This is a genomic window from Methylobacterium sp. CCH5-D2, assembly GCF_001556475.1.
Taxonomy (GTDB): Bacteria; Pseudomonadota; Alphaproteobacteria; order Rhizobiales; family Beijerinckiaceae; genus Methylobacterium; species Methylobacterium hispanicum.
Window position 1 is genome coordinate 1 of record NZ_LSIX01000726.1, and the last position, 18,543, is coordinate 18,543.

At 70.0% G+C, this 18,543-nt stretch carries 19 protein-coding genes; 9 read left to right on the top strand and 10 right to left on the bottom strand.

Annotation, left to right across the window (positions count from 1 at the left end; genetic code table 11):
• From AX737_RS19135 to dsbD, 7 genes are all read right to left on the bottom strand, one after another.
• A partial coding sequence (locus tag AX737_RS19135) for a sulfite exporter TauE/SafE family protein (protein WP_156453839.1) occupies positions 1-502 on the bottom strand: 502 nt, incomplete at its 3' end.
• Positions 499-945 (bottom strand): YeeE/YedE family protein, encoded by a 447-nt coding sequence (locus tag AX737_RS19140; RefSeq protein WP_003597007.1) that lies wholly within the window; start codon positions 943-945, stop codon positions 499-501. The genes AX737_RS19140 and AX737_RS19135, both read right to left, overlap by 4 nt.
• Positions 946-948: 3 nt before the next feature.
• Complete coding sequence (locus tag AX737_RS19145) at positions 949-1,374, bottom strand: YeeE/YedE family protein (RefSeq protein WP_003597005.1); 426 nt, start codon at positions 1,372-1,374, stop codon at positions 949-951.
• A 253-nt stretch (positions 1,375-1,627) separates the two neighbouring features.
• The gene (locus AX737_RS19150; RefSeq protein ID WP_003597002.1) at positions 1,628-2,089 is read right to left on the bottom strand and encodes a DsrE family protein; all 462 of its coding nucleotides are present in this window, start codon (positions 2,087-2,089) and stop codon (positions 1,628-1,630) included.
• The gene (locus tag AX737_RS19155) at positions 2,076-2,924 is read right to left on the bottom strand and encodes a L,D-transpeptidase (RefSeq protein WP_003597001.1); all 849 of its coding nucleotides are present in this window, start codon (positions 2,922-2,924) and stop codon (positions 2,076-2,078) included. Before AX737_RS19155 ends, AX737_RS19150 begins: the two co-directional genes overlap by 14 nt.
• Positions 2,924-3,559, bottom strand: a complete 636-nt coding sequence (locus AX737_RS19160) for a DsbA family protein (RefSeq protein ID WP_003596999.1) — start codon at positions 3,557-3,559, stop codon at positions 2,924-2,926. Before AX737_RS19160 ends, AX737_RS19155 begins: the two co-directional genes overlap by 1 nt.
• Positions 3,560-3,598: 39 nt before the next feature.
• A complete protein-coding gene (gene dsbD / locus AX737_RS19165) occupies positions 3,599-5,344 on the bottom strand; it encodes a protein-disulfide reductase DsbD (RefSeq protein WP_003596998.1) in 1,746 nt (581 codons plus the stop codon).
• A gap of 102 nt (positions 5,345-5,446) precedes the next feature.
• Between dsbD and AX737_RS19170 the strand changes: the two genes are divergently transcribed.
• On the top strand, positions 5,447-6,109 hold the full coding sequence (locus AX737_RS19170) for a response regulator (protein ID WP_003596996.1): 663 nt from the start codon (positions 5,447-5,449) through the stop codon (positions 6,107-6,109).
• On the top strand, positions 6,106-7,422 hold the full coding sequence (locus AX737_RS19175; RefSeq protein ID WP_003596994.1) for an ATP-binding protein: 1,317 nt from the start codon (positions 6,106-6,108) through the stop codon (positions 7,420-7,422). Before AX737_RS19170 ends, AX737_RS19175 begins: the two co-directional genes overlap by 4 nt.
• 6 nt (positions 7,423-7,428) lie before the next feature.
• Here the strand turns inward: AX737_RS19175 and AX737_RS19180 are convergent, their stop codons facing one another.
• A complete protein-coding gene (locus AX737_RS19180; protein ID WP_003596992.1) occupies positions 7,429-7,752 on the bottom strand; it encodes a metalloregulator ArsR/SmtB family transcription factor in 324 nt (107 codons plus the stop codon).
• 1,213 nt (positions 7,753-8,965) lie between these two features.
• Between AX737_RS19180 and AX737_RS19185 the strand changes: the two genes are divergently transcribed.
• The 7 genes from AX737_RS19185 to AX737_RS19215 all read left to right on the top strand — a co-directional run bounded on the left by AX737_RS19185 (position 8,966) and on the right by AX737_RS19215 (position 17,258).
• The gene (locus AX737_RS19185) at positions 8,966-9,442 is read left to right on the top strand and encodes a hypothetical protein (RefSeq protein ID WP_003596991.1); all 477 of its coding nucleotides are present in this window, start codon (positions 8,966-8,968) and stop codon (positions 9,440-9,442) included.
• A 484-nt stretch (positions 9,443-9,926) separates the two neighbouring features.
• On the top strand, positions 9,927-10,619 hold the full coding sequence (locus tag AX737_RS19190) for a sigma factor-like helix-turn-helix DNA-binding protein (RefSeq protein ID WP_238230997.1): 693 nt from the start codon (positions 9,927-9,929) through the stop codon (positions 10,617-10,619).
• Positions 10,616-11,248 carry a hypothetical protein gene (locus tag AX737_RS19195; protein WP_012455887.1) on the top strand — a complete coding sequence of 211 codons (633 nt, stop codon included), beginning with the start codon at positions 10,616-10,618 and terminating at the stop codon, positions 11,246-11,248. The genes AX737_RS19190 and AX737_RS19195 overlap by 4 nt, the downstream gene beginning before the upstream one ends.
• Positions 11,235-14,666: an ATP-dependent helicase gene (locus AX737_RS19200; RefSeq protein ID WP_012455886.1), complete on the top strand. Its 3,432-nt coding sequence runs from the start codon at positions 11,235-11,237 to the stop codon at positions 14,664-14,666. Before AX737_RS19195 ends, AX737_RS19200 begins: the two co-directional genes overlap by 14 nt.
• Positions 14,667-14,810: 144 nt before the next feature.
• Complete coding sequence (locus tag AX737_RS19205; RefSeq protein ID WP_003596987.1) at positions 14,811-15,524, top strand: multiubiquitin domain-containing protein; 714 nt, start codon at positions 14,811-14,813, stop codon at positions 15,522-15,524.
• A gap of 1 nt (position 15,525) precedes the next feature.
• Positions 15,526-16,920, top strand: a complete 1,395-nt coding sequence (locus AX737_RS19210; RefSeq protein ID WP_003596986.1) for a ThiF family adenylyltransferase — start codon at positions 15,526-15,528, stop codon at positions 16,918-16,920.
• Positions 16,920-17,258, top strand: a complete 339-nt coding sequence (locus AX737_RS19215; protein WP_003596985.1) for a DUF6527 family protein — start codon at positions 16,920-16,922, stop codon at positions 17,256-17,258. The genes AX737_RS19210 and AX737_RS19215 overlap by 1 nt, the downstream gene beginning before the upstream one ends.
• 375 nt (positions 17,259-17,633) lie before the next feature.
• Here AX737_RS19215 and AX737_RS19220 read toward each other — a convergent pair whose 3' ends face one another.
• Entirely contained in the window at positions 17,634-18,113 is a 480-nt protein-coding gene (locus tag AX737_RS19220; RefSeq protein WP_003596984.1) for a hypothetical protein, read from the bottom strand.
• Between the two features lie 227 nt (positions 18,114-18,340).
• Positions 18,341-18,543: hypothetical protein (locus AX737_RS19225; RefSeq protein WP_156453840.1), on the bottom strand; the 203-nt coding region annotated here is incomplete at its 5' end.

Genomic DNA, 18,543 nt, shown 5'->3' on the forward strand with positions numbered 1-18,543 from the left:
TGATGCTGGCGACGTCGATGCCGAAGAAGCCGGAGAACAGGCCGACCGCGAACCCGATGCCGAGCAGCCAGGGCAGGAGTACCGGGGCGTTGGCCTTCGTCAGGCGCACCTCGGGGTCGCCGTCACCGCGCCGCTTGCGCAGCATCAGGCCCCCGACCACGAGCATCACGACACCGAACAGGGCCAGGAGGCTCTGCCCGTCGACCGCCTTCGCAGCGACCGAGCCGGCCAGCGCGCCGAGGACGCCGGCGACCGAGAATGCCGCCGCGCAGCGCCACTTCACGTTCCCCGCCCGCCATTGCGGGACGAGGTTGCCGGCCGCGCTGACCGACACCGCCAGGGCGCTGGTGCCGATCGCCACGTGTGGCGAGGACACGCCGACGACGTAGGTCAGGAGCGGGACCGCCAGGATCGAGCCGCCCCCGCCGACGAGACCGAGGATCAGGCCGACGACCCCGCCCGAGCCGGCCGCGAGGCCGGATGTCAGCAGGCCGGGCGTCATGCGTCGGCTCCCTGGACCGCCGGCTTCGGGGCTGCCGCCGGAAGAAGGTGAAACGCCAGCATCCCGACGACCATGGCGACGACGAAGGTCACAGCTTGCGCCGGTGCGACCGTCAGCAGGGTGAGGGCGGGCCCCGGGCACAGGCCGGCGAGGCCCCAGCCGAGACCGAACACCGCGGCGCCGGCGATCAGGCGCGGGTCGAGGTCGCGCCGGGTCGGGATCTCAAGCCGGGAGGCGAGCAACGGCCGCCCACGGCGCCGCGCCACGAAATAGCCCGTCGCCGAGACCGCGACGGCGCCAGCCATCACGAAGGCGAGGCTCGGGTCCCAGCGCCCGGTCACGTCGAGGAAGGCGAGAACCTTGGCCGGATCAGCCATGCCGGAGACGAGGAGGCCGAGGCCGAACAGGAGACCGACGGCGAAGGCGGAGGCGGTCTTGGCCATGGCTCAGGCTCCGACGAGATGGCGCACGACGAGGACGGTCAGGATGGCGACGGCCATGAAGGTGCCGGTGGCGACCACGGAGCGGGGCGAGCCACGGCCGATGCCGCAGACACCGTGGCCGCTCGTGCAGCCGGCACCGAGGCGCGATCCGAACCCGACCAGCAGACCGGCGACCACGAGCAGCGGGAACGAGGCATCCACCGTCAGCGGCGGCAGGCTGCCACCCAGGCCGGCGTAGGCGAACGGCGCCAGGACGAGTCCTGCCACGAAGGCGGCGCGCCAGCCCGTCTCGCGAGATGGCGGGGTTAGGAGGCCGCCGAGAATGCCGCTGATGCCGGCGATCCGTCCGTTGAGGAGCAGGAACAGGGCCGCGGAGGTGCCGATCAAGGCACCGCCGGCGAGGGCGCTGACAGGCGTGAAGCCGTCCATGGTGGTCGCTCCCAAACGGTGGTCCGGGGGATGCCCGGCGGGGCGCAAGGGACGTCCTCCCCTGCCAAACCAGAACATTAGATAACTCTTATTTAGCATCATCTAATGGAATGGCAAGCGTGAAACCGACGGCCTGGATTGGGACGCGCAGAGGGGGTGCGGTGGCGCACGGGCGCCTTCGCCTTTGGGCGGACGCCATCGTTGGCGTGGCATCGATGCCGACGGGAGGCTCGCCGTCTCCCGTTCGACCAACTCAGGGATGGATGTAGGCGAACCCCATGCCCTGCAGCCGCGCCAGTTCGGCGACACCGCTCGGCACCACTTCGTCCTCGGTGACGCCGTAGAGCGTGTTGCGGTCGATCTTCCGCTCGCGCAGGGTATGGCCGCAGACGAGGAACCGAACGCCCATCCCCTTGAGGGCATCGATACGGGCGGCGAGCTCCCTGTCGCTCGCGGCCGACTGGAAGAGCCCGACCCCGTCGCCGTGGCTCACCACGCGGATCTCAACGTGGGTCTTGCCCACGGTCTCGACGTGGTTGCGCAGATTGCCGAGCAGGCGCTTGAAGTAGGCGGCTCCGTCGGGGCCGCCGTCGTTGTGGTAGACCACCTTCTGGTCGGCGTAGTACCCGGCCGGCGCTTCCGGGCCGGCATGGGCGGCCCCTACGCCCAGGGTCGCAAGCACGACCGCGATCATCAGGCTCCTAAAGACCGTCATCGTCCGCCTCCCCGTCATAGGCCGGAGGCTCGGGTGCTTCCGACGCGCTGCGCGATAGGTTGTCGAGCCCCGCATGATCGAGGCCGTCGTCCGGCTTCGGTCCGGAGGATGCGCCGTTCCCGAGGCTGCCCGTCGTCTCCGGCGCTTTTGGCCGTGCGGCGTGGACGGTGCCTCGGGACCCGAGCACCACCACCTTCGTGCCGGTGGGGACGCGCCGGTGCAGGTCGATCACGTCCTGGTTCAGCATGCGGATGCATCCCGAGGACACCGCCTCGCCGATGCTCGATGGTTCCGTCGTGCCGTGGATACGGTACAGCGTGTCCTTGCCGTCCTTGAACAGGTAGAGCGCCCTGGCGCCGAGCGGGTTCCTGTCGCCGCCCGGCATGCCGCCGGCCCAGCGCCCGTTCCGCTCCGGATCACGCCGGAGCATGTCGGGCGTCGGCGTCCAGCGCGGCCAGGACGCCTTGCGCGCCACGGTCGCCTCGCCGGTGAACTCGAATCCGGCCTTGCCCACCCCGACCGCGTAGCGCATCGCCTTGCCGCCCTCCATGACGAGGAAGAGGAAGCGTTTGTATGGATCGACGACGAGGGTGCCGGGCAGCTCCTTTGACGGGTAGTCGACCAACTGGCGGACGTTGCGAGCCTTGAGGTCGCGCGGGTCGACCGCCTCGACCGGGAAGGGTTCGTCCGTGACGGCGGCGTACCGGCGCAAGACCTCCGGGGTGATCTGCGGCCGGGCTTCCGCGACGGGGGCCGGAGCCCCCTGCGAGGTCGAGCAGGCGCCGAGCGCCGAGGCGAGCGCGATCAACGTCGTAAGGCGGAGGGGCCGCGGCATCACGAGCGACCCCGCGCTCGGGCCTGGGCGACTGCCTGCCTGAAGCCGTCGTAATCGAGCGCCGCCGCGACCTTGAGTTGGCCAATCAGGAAGACCGGCGTTCCCTGGAGCCCCAGGGCGTCCGCCTGGTCGAGGTTGCGCTGGAGCAGGGCCGCGATCTCGGCCTGGTGCGCCTTCCGGTCCTCTTCCAGGCGGGCGACGTCGACGCCCGAGGCGGCCACCGCCTCCAGCATCCGCTCCTTCGGGATCTTGCGGCCCGGAATCCCCATGAGCGCGCGGTGCACTTCGTCGTAGCGGCCCTGGTACTTCGCCGCGAGGGCGAGTTGGGCGCCGTAGACGGAGGCGTCGCCGAGGATCGGCCAGTCCTTGTGGACGAGGCGGATGCGCCCGTCCGCCTTCACCAGACGGATGAGGTCGGGCTCGGCCTTCTTGCAGAAGGGGCAGTTGTAATCGAGGAAGGCGACGATGGTCAGGTCGCCCTTCGGGTTGCCCGAGACCGGCACCTCCGGGTCGTTGAGGATGGCGTTGGGGTCGACGCCCTGGGCGAAGGCCTCCTCGATGGGGGGCGCCAGCGACAACAGGGCAGGCGCGAGCGCGACGGCGGGCATAAGGGCGAGCAGGGTCCTGCGGTCCATGGTGGTCTCCGTGAAACTTGGTTTGTCGAAAAGGGGGGCTCAGGCGCCGACGAGGGCGAGGCGGCGCTTCAGGTCCTCGACCGTGAGTTCGCCCTCGGTGCGGGCCTCGCGGACCTCGCCGCCGTCGGGGCGCATCAGGATGAGGGTCGGCGGTCCGACCACCTCGAAGCGCCGCATCAGGGCGCGGGTGGCGTCGTCGTCGCGGGTGACGTCGGCGCGGATGACCGAGACGGCCCTCAGCCTCGCCCGGATGCCGGGGTCAGCCAGGACCGTCCGTTCGTTGGTCTTGCAGACGCTGCACCAGTCGGCGGCGAACTCGACGAGCACCGGCTTGCCCGCGGCACGGGCCGCCGCGAGGGCGGCCTCGAAAGCCGGGACGGAGGAGACAGACCGGCTCTCCTCGACGTGAACCGCTCGCGACGGGCCGAAGCCTGCGAGCGGCCGGAGCGGGTCGGTCCCGCCGCCCGCGGCGCCGACGACGAGGGCGCAGCCGTAGGTCACGGCAACGATACCGGCGACCTTGCTTAGCCGGCCCGCGGCACCCGCCCTGAGGACGTCGAACGCCCCGACGAACACGCCGACGCCGATCGCCAGCGCGCCCCAGAGCACGAGGGAGACCTCGGACGGCACGAGGCGCGAAACCATGGTGATGGCCAACGCGAGGAAGACTACGCCGAAGGCCTGCTTGGCCGCGACCAGCCAAGGGCCTGACTTCGGCAGGATACCCGCCCCGAACGTCCCGAATGCGATCAGCGGCAGGCCCATGCCGAGGCCGAGCGCGAACAGGGCGGCGGCGCCGCGCGCCACGTCGCCGGTCTGGGCGACATAGAGGAGGGCCGCGGCGAGTGGCGGCGTCACGCAGGGCCCGACGATCAGGGCGGAGGTGAAGCCCATGACAGCGGCGGCGCCGAGCGCGCCAAGCTTGCCTCCGTTCAGGCGTGACAGCCGGCCGGCGACGCCGGACGGCAGCGCCAGGTCGAACACGCCGAACATCGACAGGGCCAGGGCGGCGAAGGCTGCGGCGAGCAGTCCAAGCGCGGCGGGAGTCTGGAGTGCGTTTTGAAGGTTGCGCCCGGACCATGCCGCCGCCACGCCGAGCGTCCCGTAGGCCAGCGCCATCGCGATCACGTATGTGCCGGAGAGTACGAAACCTCGTCCGGCCGAGAGCCGCTCCCCGGACCGGGCCAGCATGCCGGCCAGCACCGGGACCATCGGGAGCAGGCACGGGGTGAAGGCCAGGAGCAGGCCGAGCCCGAGGAAGGTCGCCAGGACGCCCGCGAGATGGCCCGAGAGCAGGCCGCTCGCGGGCTCGGCCTGCGCGTCCGTGGCCGGCGTCGCGGCGGTCGCGGTCGCCTGCGGACCTAGCGCGGGGACCTCGATGACCTTGTTGATCGGCGGGTAGCAGATGCCCTTCTCGGCACAGCCCTGATAGGTGACGCGCACCTCGCGCACCCCCGCGAGAGCCGCACCCGGCACGATGGCCTCCGTCGCGCCGTGATAGACTTCCGTCGGCCCGAAGTTGGGGTCATCCTTGGTCTCGCCGAGCTGGGTGCTGACAGGAAGCTCCCTGCCGCTCGCGTCGGTGGCGGCGATCTTGTCACGGTAGAGGTAGGTGCCGGGGGCGATGGTCCATCGCAGGCGCAGCGAGAGGTCTGGGTCGCGAGCCGCATCGACGGTGAAGGGCGTCGGCCGCGCACCGGGCTCGCGGCACTGCCCCGGTGACCACAGCGAGGAGCCGGTCCAGAGCAGGGCAGCGAGGATAAGGTGGGTGAAAACGTTCGGCATGGGCAGGGTCCGGGATCGGATCGGCCCGCCGCGGGTCGGAAACGCAGCTTAAGCCAGGCTTAAGCGGGGCCCGGAGGATGGGGGCCGTAAAGGGAGACACGCATGCGCATCCTCGTCGTCGAGGACGACACCATCCTGTCGGACGGTCTCAGGGCTGGTTTGGGCCTGGGCGGGGCGACGGTCGATTGCGTCGCAACCTGCGCCGACGCCGAGGCGGCGCTCGCCACGAGCGCGTTCTCGGCCATCGTGCTCGACCTGATGCTGCCCGACGGCTCCGGCCTCGACGTGTTGCGGGGGCTTCGCCGCCGGAACGACCGGACGCCGGTCGTCCTGCTGACGGCCCGGGACGCCGTGACCGACCGGATCGCCGGGCTCGACGATGGCGCCGACGACTACCTCGGCAAGCCCTTCGACCTCGACGAGCTCTCCGCCCGCATCCGTGCCGTCGTCCGGAGGGCCTCGGGTCGGGCCGCCGCGCTCCTGGAGCACGGCGGAATTCGGCTCGACCCCGGCAGCCTTGCCGTCACCGTCGACGGTGTGCCGGTCGCCGTCTCCCGGCGCGAGGTCATGGTTCTGGCGGCCCTCATGGAACGACCTAACGTGCTTCGCTCCAAGGTCGAACTGGAGGAGCGGCTCTACGGCTGGCAGGAGGAGGTCGAGAGCAACGCGGTCGAGGTCCACGTGCACAACCTGCGTGCCAAGATCGGCAAGCACGCCATCGAGACGGTCCGAGGTCTCGGATACCGGATGAGGGCACTCGCATGAGGTCGCTACGCGTCAGGCTTTTCGCCATCCTCGTCCTCGCCACCGGCCTGATCTGGCTCAGCGCGGTCGCCTGGATCTATCTCGGCTCGAAGCGCGAGGTGGAGCAGGTCCTCGACAACCGCCTGCAGGAAGCCGCCCGCATGGTCAGTTCCCTGGTGGGTGCGGTTGGGAGCGCTGGCCCGGACGGGGCACCCCGAACCTTCCCGGCCCCGACGGCCTACGAGCGGCAGCTTTCTTGCCAGATCTGGTCGCTCGACGGGCGCATGGTAGCGCGGTCGACCGGGGCCCCGGAGCGCCGCCTGACCGACGCGCCGGCCGGCTTCTCGCAGCGCGAGGTCGACGGCGAGACCTGGCGGGTGTTCACCGTGGAGGATGCCGAGAGAGGTGTGCGGGTCATGGTGGGTGATCGTCTTGGCCTCCGCGAGCGCCTCGTCACTGACCTCATCATGGGCCTGGTCACACCCGCCATCCTGATGGTTCCGTTGCTCGGCATGCTGATCTGGGCGAGCCTCGGTCGGGGCTTGCGTCCCTTGCGGCTGATGGCGCGGGACCTCGCGGGTCGCGGCGCCGACGACATGAGTGCGATCGACACAAATCGGACGCCGGCGGAGGTGCGTCCCCTGGCAGACGCCCTGAACGGGCTGTTCCTCAAGGTCGAATCGGCCCGCCGGCACGAACGGGAAGTGACGGCCTTCGCCGCGCATGAACTGCGAACACCGCTCGCCGGCCTCAAGGTCCAGGCCCAGGTCGCCATGGCCGCCACCGACCCGGACGTGGCGAAGGCGGCGCTGAGACAGATCCTTGCGGCCGTCGACCGGACCACGCGCCTCGTCCGCCAGTTGCTCGACGCCGCCCAGCTCGATGCCGCAGGGGAGGCGCCCTCCCTGGCGGAGGTCGACGTCGGCGCACTGGTGACGGAGACCGTGGAGGGGATGCGGACGCCTCCCGGGGTCCGGACCCAAATCGATCCGGGGCTACGGGGCTACACGCTGCTGGCCGACCCGGAAGGCCTGCGCCTCGCCGTCCGAAATCTGCACGAGAACGCCGTGCAGCACATGGTGACCGGCACGGTGGCTTGGGGCGCGCGGCCGCATGGCGAGGGCATCGTCGTTCGCGACGAGGGACCGGGCATTCCGGAGGAGGAACTGCCCCACGTCACGACACGGTTCTTCCGTGGGCGACACAAGAGCGAGACGGGTAGCGGTCTCGGCCTCGCCATCGCCGAGATGGCGTCCCGCCGGAGTGGCCTGAGCCTGCGGCTGCGCAACCGGACGGATCGCCCGGGGCTTGAGGCGGAGATCCTCCCGGGCTGAGACCGGTCAGCCGAGCTCCGGGCAGAAGATGTCCTTGAGGGTCGCCAGCACCCGCGCGGCCCTGGGGTCCTCAAGGCGGTAGTGGATCGTCTGGCTCTCGCGCCGGAACGCGACCAACCCATCCTCGCGCAGCTTGGCGAGGTGCTGCGACAGGGCCGATTGGCTGAGCTCGACCTCCCCGGCGAGGCTGGTCACGTCCATCTCGCCGCGGGCGACCAGCAGGCACAGGATGAGCAACCGCTTCTCGTTGGCGAGGAGGCGGAGCAGGCGGGCCGCGTCGGCGGCCTTGTCCTGCAGGCGCATCAGGTCGGTCGGAGTCGCTACGTCCATCGGTCCGTATCCCAGAATGTCAGCCTTATCTTATTTAGGCGATCCTAATATAAAATCAGGGGCTGTGCTCCTTCTTTGCCCACTCCGCGGCTTCGCCCAGGAGGTCATCAAAGGCTTTTCCTGGTGCCGCCTTGCTGCCATCGTCCCCGAGGTAATCGGGCGCAGGCGCGGAAGGAGTGATCTGCGTCGGTCGCAAAGGCCAAGGGCCGCCATTGTATTGGCGGCCCCCTTTTGCTCTGGATTGCTCCGGTGCGGTACTAAGGGGTGGGAAAGCGGAGATATTGCGTCGGCCATTACCGGGACGGTGTCCGGCAACCACCAGGCGGAAAAAATATCCCCGCTCGGGGAAGGCATGCCCCCGGTCGACGGCCCGCAGGGCTAAGCGCGGGCCCGGCATCCACCCGGACATGACGCTTTCGCGCGGCACCGGCCGCTCCGGAGACGGCTATGTACCACCGTCGCCCAGGCCGCCTCGATACTTGGGCCGGATGGGACCGGCGGCCGACTCAACCCACATCGCGCACCATGGGCCGCCCCGCTTCCGACACGCGGATCGCCCTTGAGGTCGGCGCGGCGGTGCCAAGCCTGCCCGCGGTTTCCTCCACCCGCCAGCGAAGGATTGCCGGAGCAGGGGCAAGGATTGCGTCGTTGCTCCTTCCGTCGCCTCTTTGATCGGGCATTCTGTATAAGTGACTGCCTGGATTGAGCTTTTTCATATTTCAAGATCAAATCCGAAAGAATAGGCTATTCAATCCTTGGAATGCTTCGACGCCACTCTGATATCCTGCTTCAATCGAGCATCATCTCGCGATCATGCCAGATCGCAGGCCGATCCTGCAGTAAAAGGCGGTGGTCAGACTTGACTCCCAGGGCCGTGCTCGCGGTACAAGGCGCTGCCCGGGCCGCGTCGGCCCGAGCCGACCAGGAGTAAGGGAATGAAAGTTCCGGAACCGCCGTCGCGCAGGTAGGCGTGTGCGGGTAGCCGCCCACACACGCCTCCTTGCGATCCATCGACCGGGGTGCGCCCTCACGAGGCCAAAGGCACCCCGGTCAGCAACCCCGAACCGCCGAGGGCGGAAACGGGCGCTTCGGCGCATGGGCAGTGGATTCGCATCTCCCACCGCCCTTGGCAAGAGTCCCCGTTCCGCTCCGGCTCGAACGACGCCAGCCGCCAGGCATCGACCGGCTGTGCGTCGCCAGCGCGGAGCTGTCATTGAACACGAAGCATGATCGAGATCCCGCACGCGAAGCGCGGGAGACGCCCGGTGACGCGGGCGCGTCGGCCGTCGGCCCGGGGGTGCCCGAACCCTTGTATCCGCCGACGAAGATTGCCGGGGCCGACCTGATGGTCGTCGGCCTCGCCTACCGGTCCGACGAGTGGATCGAGTTCCTGGATGGCGAGGATTCCGGCGGCCGTTTCGAGGTCGCCGCAGTGGTCGACCCCGTCGACCTGCGCCAGATCGAAGCGATGGTGGCGGGGCGGACCTTCCGTCTGGCGGCGGTCGACCAGGAGCTCGCCATGGGCACGTCCCTGGCTGTCCAACTCGCCTTCTTCGGGCCCCCGTCGGTCAAGGTCCTGCCGCCGCCGTCGGAGCGCAAAAGGCTGGTTGGCTCCAAGGCGCGGCGCCCACCCGAAAGGCCTTGGGTCCACACCCTCGGCGGTCCGCGGGAGCCAAGTCCGCGACGGTAGGAGACCGCGTGTCGGGAGGGCGCCGGTTTGCGCCCTCCCGTGCATGAGGCGGACGCCTCACGGTCGCGCTCGGGGAAGAGAGTTGCCGCCGTGCCCCCGCGCCTCGGATGAGCCTGATGTGGATGGGGGAAGCGACTACTCCGCCGAGCCGGCCCGCGACACCTTGAGCGCCCATCATCGGCTGAGTCTTGTGCCGACGATGCGAGGCCCGCCGTCTCGAACCCGCGGTCCCCGCCGGAGCGGGTATGCCGCTCCTCGACATCCCAAGGCGATTGAGTTCATGGCGGCGCGCAAGATCCCCAAGCCATTGCACAACCGTGTCGGCGCTGCCGAATTTCGGCCACTCTAAGTGGCCACGTGAGCTGGGTGATCCCCGTTTCCATGGCTTGATCCCGACTTCGCGATGGCTCCCCCGCTCAACCGACGAACCAAGAAGGGAGAGTCGTATGTGCGCCCCCCTTCGATAGAAGCCGCCCTCGACCGATTGGCCGCCCTCGACCTGGATGGGATCGTGCGTGAGGCACGGGCGGAGGACCCCAAGGCGCCCGGCTACGTCGAGAGCGAATGCTTGGTCCATCTGCTGCGTTCGACACGCCACGACAACACGGACACCCGTTTCCAGAGACTGTTCGAGGTGTTGATCGAGAGGGTCGAGCGCTCCCTGAAGGGCTCGATCCGGACCAGCCGCCGCTACGACGCGGAGGAGTTGCGGACCGAGGTCGTCAACCGCCTCGTCGATCTCCTCGTCGAGGACAGGCAGTCTCCGGGCATCAAGCTGGATTTCTTCGAGGTGCGGTTCGCCCGCGCCATGACCGCCTTGCGCATCGGCGTGCTGCGGCGTTCCGAAAGCCGGGCGGAGGGGACCGACCACATCGAAGACATGGGCGACGGTGAAGGTGATGCCGTCCCGGCCCTGACGAACCGTATCAGCCAAGCCTTCGCCGCCGACGGGTCCGAACAGGAAAAAGAACATTTCCGGAACGAGCTGCTTCGCGCGATCGACCGTCTGCCACCCCTTCAGCGGGAAGCCGTAGCCCTCTTCCTCGAAGGCCACCGCATCGAGGGAGGGGACACGGAGACCATAGCGAAGCTTTGCGGCGTCTCGGACCGGGCGGTACGTTATCGCCTCAGGAATGCGTACGAGACGCTGCGTCGGGAACTCGGAGAGAGACGATGACGACCAGCCCCTCGCACCGCGCGCAGGAAATCCTCCTGACCTTCGCGGCGGAAGGCGAACCCACCCCGAAGCGGTTGGAGGCCTTTACGAAGGAGTACCCGGACCTCCGCCGCGAGCTCACCGACCTTGCGGTCGAGTTGGTGCTGGAACCCTCGCGGCCGGTCCCCGCGGCTGACGCCGCGACGGCGCGCACCGTGTCGTCGGCATGGGCTCGCTTCCAGGCAGGCATCGCCAGCCCCCCGGCGAAGTCCCGGGCCGGCGCGGTGGTCGAGCCTTCGCCGGACGTCTTCGCGGGCTTCGCCGGCCCGTCATTCCCACGGCTCGCGGCCCGGCTCGGAGTGACACCCGCCTTCCTGATCAAGGTCCGGGATGGCCTTATCGAGGCCGCGTCCTTCCCCAAGGCGCTGGCCAGGGACATCGCGGACGAGGTCGGGCATGGCGTCGACACGGTCATCGCCCTGTTGGAGCGCCCCGCATCCATGCCGGCCGGAACGATGGCCAAGGCCGACGGCAAGCCGGAGGTCGGCGTGAAGCAGACTTTCGAGGAGGCGGTGGCGAGCTCGGGCCTGACGGCGGATCAACGGCGGCGTCTGCTCGCGATGGCAGAGGCCGAACGTGGATCCGATTGAGGCGGGGCGGAAGCAGGCCGCCCGCATCCATGCCGAGATGGTCGCCGAGGGAGCCGATCCCTGGCAGCCGTTCGACCTTGCCGTGCGGGCCATTGAGGGCCACGGCCTCTGGCACCAGCCCGTCCACGCGGGCGACGTCTCCCTGAACGGAGGCCGGGCACGGCTCGACCCGAAGTCGAAGGGCATCCTGTACGGCGAGACGGGCACCCCCGGAGGCGATGCGCTCCTGCTCGGACATGAGCTCGGGCACGTGGTGATGCACGGCGGGACCGCTCCCGTCGTCACTACGCATACCGACCCGAGCCGATCCTCCGAGAGCGGCATCGCCGTCGAGCGGCTGGCCGACTACGGGCGTGGGGAGCGCCGCGAGGTCCAGGCCGACCTGTTCGCGCGCGAACTGGTGCTGCCGCGAGCCGTCGCGCGTCGCCATCACCAAGACGGGATGAGCGTCGCCGACATCGCCGGGCGGCTCGGCATCTGCCCGGACGTGGTGACCCAGCAACTGCTGGACGCGCTACTGCTTCCCGTCGTGCCGGACGCCGCCCCCGCCCCCGCGGCCACGATGCGGCCGGACCCGAGCCAGGATGCGGCGGTCGCCCATCGTGGCGGCCCCTACCTGCTCCAGGCGGGGCCCGGGACGGGCAAGACCCGCACGTTGGTCAGAAGGATCGAGAGCCTCGTCGACGAGGGGATCGACCCGAACGGAATCCTCGTCCTGACCTTCTCGAACAAGGCGGCGGCCGAGCTGATGGATCGGCTCGCCCTGTCGCGGCCCGAGGCGGCCGCCTCGGTCTGGACGGGCACCTTCCACGCGTTCGGGCTGGACGTGATCCGCCGCTTCCACGAACGCCTCGGACGAAGCGCGAGCCCGAAGCTCGTCGACAAGCCCACGGCCATCACGATGCTGGAGGGGGTTCTGGCGAGCCTGCCGCTGGCGCATTACCGGGACCTCTGGGACCCGGTGCAGGATCTCTCGAACATCCTCTCGGCCATTTCCCGCGCCAAGGACGAACTCGTCGACCACGTGCGCTACCGTGAATTGGCCGATGCGATGCAGCGTGCCGCCACGGACGACGCGACGCGCCTGAGGGCGGCGCGGGCGCATGAGGAAGCCATCGTCTACGAGGCTTACGAGAGGCTGCTCTCGGAGGCCGATGCCCTCGATTTCGGTGACCTCGTCATGAGGCCCGTGCGACTTGCGGCCGAGCATCCCGACGTGGCCAAGGCGCTGTCGCTCCGCCATCGCCACCTGCTCGTCGACGAGTACCAGGACGTCAACCTCGCCACCGTGCGCTTGATCCGGGCGCTGGCGGCCGACGAGGGCGAGCGGCTGTGGGTCGTCGGCGACGCCCGCCAATCGATCTACCGGTTCCGGGGCGCCACCTCGGCCAGCATGGCCGCGTTCCGGGCGCACTATCCCGGGGCGACCCTCGGGGCGCTCGACGTCAACTACCGGTCGCGCAAGGAGATCATCGACACCTTCACGAGCTTCGCCGCGAGCGTCGACGCCTTCCGCCCGCTCGGCGCGCTCGGCCTAGCCCCCGACAGGGGGGCGTCCGGCCTCAAACCGGTGCTGCACGACGCCGGCACCCCCGACGACGAGGTCGCGCTGGTGGCCGCCTCCGCGGCGCAGGCGAAGGCTGCGGGGGTGGACTACCGCGAACAGGCGGTCCTGTGCACGACCAACGACCGCCTCGCGGAGTTCGCCGCAGGCCTGATCGCCCGGGACGTACCGGTCCTCTACCTCGGGCCGCTGTTCGAACGGCCGGAGGTGAAGGAGCTGCTCTGCCTGCTCGCACTCTTCCACGATCCCCGCGCCGCAACGCTCGTCCGCGTCGCCACGATGCCGGGGTTCGAGATGGAGCTCGGCGACGTCGCCGCGGTCGCCGCCCATCTGAGGGACGCTTCAGGGCCGCCCCTCGACTGGCTGGCCGCCGCCGACGCCATCCCCGGCCTCGGCCCCTCGGCGACGGCGCCGCTGCGGCGCCTGCGAGAGGTCTGCGGGGGCTTCGCGGATCGGACGCCTCCGTGGCGCATCGCGAGCGCGCTGGTGCTGGACCGGCTCGGCATCGGCCGGAGGATCGCGGCCTCAGGTACCCTGCCCGAACGGATGGCGGGCATTGCGATCTGGCAATTCCTGAACTTCCTGCGGTCATTGCCGGTCGAGGGTCAGTTCCCGACCTTCGAGGCGCTCCGCCGGATCAAGAGGCTGGTCGTCCTCGGCGAGGAGAAATCGCTCAGGCACGTCCCGGACGCCGCCCTCGAACTGGACGCGGTGCGCATCATGACGATCCACGCCTGCAAGGGCTTGGAGTTCCAGCTCGTCCATGCGCCCGGCATGATCAAGACGGGCCTGCCGCGAACGGCCAAGCCGCCGCCTTGCCCGCCGCCGGACGCGCTGATCGAGGGCAGCGACGGCCTCACCGGCCCGCAGGCCTGCCTGACGGGCCACGAAGAGCAGGAGGCCTGCCTCTTCTTCGTCCTGCTCTCCCGCGCGCGAGACGACCTGCGCCTCTACCGGTCCACCATGATGGCCGGCGGGACCAAGAAGCGGAACCCGTCCGACTACAACGCCCGGATCGCCGCCACGCTGGGCCGGCCGCCCGCACTCGTCCGGCTCCCGTCGCCTCCGCCGCCATCCGGCCCGGCCGCCGTTCCCATCACATGGGAGACGCCGTTCGCGCTCGACCACCAGCACCTCGATTCCTACGGGAAATGCGGGCTGCGCTTCCTCTACACCTACCTGCTCGGCCTGGGCGGACGCCGCGACGAGACGCCGTACATGCGGATGCACAACGCCGTGGCGGAGACGGTCCGTTGGCTCGACCGCAACTTCGACGCCGGGCGCGCTGAGCCGGAGGGCTTCGGCGAGGCCTTCGCCGCGGCCTGGACCGAGCACGGCCCGGTCGACCACGGGCACGCCGAGGCTTACAGGACCATCGCGGACGAGATGCTGCGGTTCCTCCTCGGCCTGCGTGACGAGGAAGGCAGGCTGCCTCCCGAGGCCTTGAGCCTGGCCGTTGCGGGAGGAAGCGTCCTTTCCAGGGCGCACGACGTGGTCCGCAACGCGGACGGACGCCTCGTCGTGCGCCGCGTCGCGACGAGGAAGGCACCGTCGGCGCTGCTGAAGGAGATCGAGTACATCGTCCTGGATGCCGCGGCGGAGGTGACGTTCGGCGAACCCGTTGTGGTCGAGGCGGTGCATCTCACCGGCGGCAGCCGGCAACCGGTGGAGATCCCGCCGAAGAAGCGGGACGAGCTTCGTGCCGCCGTCGTCGCTCACATGTCCGGCATCGGGGCGGGACTGTTCGCCCCGAGCGTGGGATCCCGCTGCCCGCGCTGCCCGCATCACTTCGCCTGCCCCGGCCTTCCCGGCGGCTCGGCGGTGGTGCGGCGACCCCTGGCGTGGGGCCGGTAGCGCGGCCCGGAGCCCCTAACAGACTGCTCGGCCCGCGGCCGAAAAAAACTTGGCCCGGCCGTTTCCGGCTTGGCCGGCCCCTTTCGATCAACCCCTCGACGGGCCGGGAAGGATGGCTTCCCGGGATGATCGAAAGGCAACGGGATGAACACCAACGAGAACCACGGCCACCACGACGACGACGCCCCCCGCACGGACGAGGACGGCGTCCGCGCGGTCAAGGTCTACGGCTTCCGCATCGACAAGAAGAGCTACGAGAACCCGCTGCCGGACCTCACCGGCCGAGACCTGCTCGTTATCGCGGGCAAGGCGCACCCGGATCGCTGGAAGATTTTCCAGAAGGTCGGCGCCCAGTTGAAGCGCATCGGCCTCGACGAGGTCGTGCACGTGAGCGACAGCGGCGAGGAGCGCTTCGTCACCCTGCCGCTCGACCAGACGGAGGGGGAGCAGCCGCTCCCCCGCCGCCGGGATTTCGCGCTTCCCGAAGGCGACGAGGAGACGCTCGACGCGGCCGGCCACCGCTGGGAGGCGATCCAGGAGGCGGGCGCCACCCGCGTCGTCGTCCGCGACTATCCCGTCCGCACCGGGTACGCCCCGGCCAAGGCGGACCTGATGCTGCGCCTGCTGCCGGGGTATCCCTCGACTCAGATCGACATGTTCTACTTCCACCCCCCGCTCGCCCGGGCCGACGGGGTTCCGATCCGCGCCCTGGTCGGGGACACCTTCGAGGGCAAGCACTGGCAGGGTTGGTCGCGTCACCGCACCGGCGAGAACCCCTGGCGCCCGGACGTCGACGACATCGGCACGCACCTCGCGCTGGTCGAGCATTGCCTCGCCAAGGAAGTGGGGGCCGCCTGACATGCGCACCACCCTCGCCCTGACCGGCGCGCAACACGCCGCGCTTTGCGCCCACCTCTTCCCCGGCGACGGCCGCGAGGCGGTCGCCCTGATGCTCTGCGGGCGCGCCGCCTCGCCCGGACGGACGAAATTCGTCGTGAACCGGATCGTCCCGATCCCGCACCATGCCTGCGAGCGCACCGACAGGCGCGTGACTTGGCCGACCGCCTACCTGGAGCCCCTGCTCGCGGAGGCGGCGAAGCGCGGCATGGCCGTGGCCAAGGTCCACAGCCATCCGGGCGGCGACCTGCGCTTCAGCGAGGTGGACGACGCCGCGGATGCCGACCTGTTCGGCGGGGTCCATGCCTGGGTCGACGACGGCCAGCCGCACCTCAGCGCGGTGATGGTCCCGGACGGGACGATGATCGCCCGGGCCCATGGCGAGGACGGCACGCACGCGCCGCTCGACCACGTCGGCGTCGTCGGCGATGACCTCCGCTTCCACCGGCCCCCCGTTCACGCCGCCCAGGCCGTTCCCGAGTTCGCGCGGCGGCACGCCCAAGCCTTCGGACGCGCGACGTTCGAGGCGATGCGGCACCTCCGCGTCGGGGTCGTGGGGTGCTCCGGGACCGGCGGTCCGGTCGTTGACCAGATCGCCCGCCTCGGCGTCGGCGAGATCGTGCTGGTCGACCCCGACCTGGTCGAGGACAAGAACCTCAACCGCATCGTCAACACGACGCTCGCCGACGTGGGTCGGCCGAAGGTGGAGGTTCTGGCGGCCTTCGTCGAACGCCTCGGGCTCGGTGCGAGGGTGGAGGCCTTTCCCTGCGACCTGTCCCGACCGGACGCGCTCAGGGCCGTTTCGACCTGCGACGTCGTGTTCGGGTGCATGGACGGGGTCGAGGGCCGCGACCTGCTGAATCGCCTCGCGACGTTCTACGTCCTGGCCTACCTGGACATCGGGGTGATGCTCGACGCCGATGGCGAGGGTGGCATCGACCAGATCTGCGGGTCGGTCCACTACCTGCAGCCGGGGCGCTCCAGCCTCCGGGGACGCGGTCTCTACACGGACGGGATGCTTGAGGCCGAAAGCCTGAGGAGGCAGGACCCCGCGGCCTACGAGGACCGCCTCGCGCGCGGCTACATCCGCGGCGTGCCGCAGGAGCGGCCGGCCGTGGGTGCGGTGAACGGCCTGTTCTCCAGCCTCGCGGTGGTCGAGTTGCTGCTGAGGTTGCATCCGTCGCGGCTCGACCCGAACGGCGATTTCGCCGTCCAGACCCTAAGCCTGACGGCCGGGTTCTGGCAGTTCGCGCCGGAAGAGGGCACGGACGACGCGCTCGCGCGATACCTCGGTCGAGGCGACATGAGGCCGTTCCTGAACCGACCGCATCTCGACATGCTCATGAGGGCGGCGTGATGGCGGGACTTCCCGTTACGCTGCTCCGGGCGTCCCTGTCCTGGGTCGCCCGCCGCCTCGGGCGTCACACCGTGGATTTCGTCGACGAGGAGCCCGATACGCCCGCGCCTCGCACGGTCTACGTCGTGGGTGAGGATGGCCATCAGTGGTTCGCGGCCTTCGGGTGCCCGTGCGGCTGCGGCGAGACGATCAAGCTCTCGCTCGTTCCCGGCGACCGGCCGGGCTGGCGCATCCGCCGACACTGGGACGGGACCGCGTCGCTGACGCCGAGCGTCTGGCGTCAAGTGGGATGCCAGAGTCACTTCTGGCTGAGGAAGGGCCGGACCGACTGGTGCTGACCGCCTTCGCCCGCCGCGGCGCCGGTTCCGCCGACGCCGAACCTGTCGCCTCCGGAGCGGGGAGGATTCCGCCGCGGTGAACGGAGGTGAGGTCGACCCGGAGCTAGGTCGCCGCTGGCCGGACTGGGGTGAATTCCGGACATGGGGCCGTTCAGGAGGCCCTCGTTGCGACGAACGGTGCCGCTTGGAGGCCGTTGCCTCGGCCATATCACGCCGGAAAAATTGACCGGCGGAGGGATGTCGCTTCCATCGTTGCGGTCCGGACCAAGCCGAGGGCCGGATAAGCGCCGCCCGCCCGAACGCGTGATCCCCGGCCGTCGGCGGCAGGACGAACTCTGAACGGGGCGGCGCACGTGCGCCGCCCCGTCGAAGCCGTTAGGCCAGGGCAGCGGCCCACTTCGTAGGATCGGGTGACTTGTTCTTGTAGATCGTCCCGCCGAAATCCACGTGAAGCTCGGCCCACGCCCCGCCAGCCTGGCGCGCGAGAACTTCGAAGTGCTTCGGCTTGCGGCGAAGGTCCCCCGACGGGGTCCAGCCCGCGGCCTTCACCGCCTCCAGCACGCGCGATGGGTCGGCCGGCATGTCCGGTCGCTTATCGCCAGGCGGGTGACAAGGCTTCTTATGCTGGATGTGCACGGGTTCCCGGCTCTCGGCTGCGATCCGCGTCACCTTGATCTCGGACGGGCGACGCTCGCCCTCGATGTCCACATGCAGGCCCGCCACGAGCGGGAAGGCCTCCGCTCCCTTAGGGCCGAGATCGGCCAGATGCGTCCCGCCGCCGGCCTCCACCGTGAAGCGATGGGCAAAAACGTGCTGAATGACCCCCGAGAGGGCCGTCGTGTCGTGGTGCGGCATGATCTTCTCCGTAGGGCGCCCATCCGTAGGCGCGGCCCGTCAGGTGGCCTGGCCTCACACGCCGTTCAAGATTGACCCCGGCCGGTGCGAGCGAGGGGACGATCACCTTTCTGTGCTTCGTCCCGAGGCCGCGGGGGCCCGTGCGCGGCTCACATGCCGGGTCTGCGGACCCATGGTGCTGCCGCGATCATGCTCACGCGCAGACCCTGCTCGGCCGACACGTAGCCTCAAGGATCGAGCCGGGCCGTCCGCAGGCGCAGGGCGTTGCCGATGACGCTGACCGAGGACAGCGCCATGGCAGCGGCGGCGATGACGGGCGAGAGCAGGATACCCAGGAACGGGTACAGCACCCCGGCCGCGACCGGCACGCCGGCGGCGTTGTAGACGAAGGCGAAGAACAGGTTCTGGCGGATGTTGCCCATCACCGCCT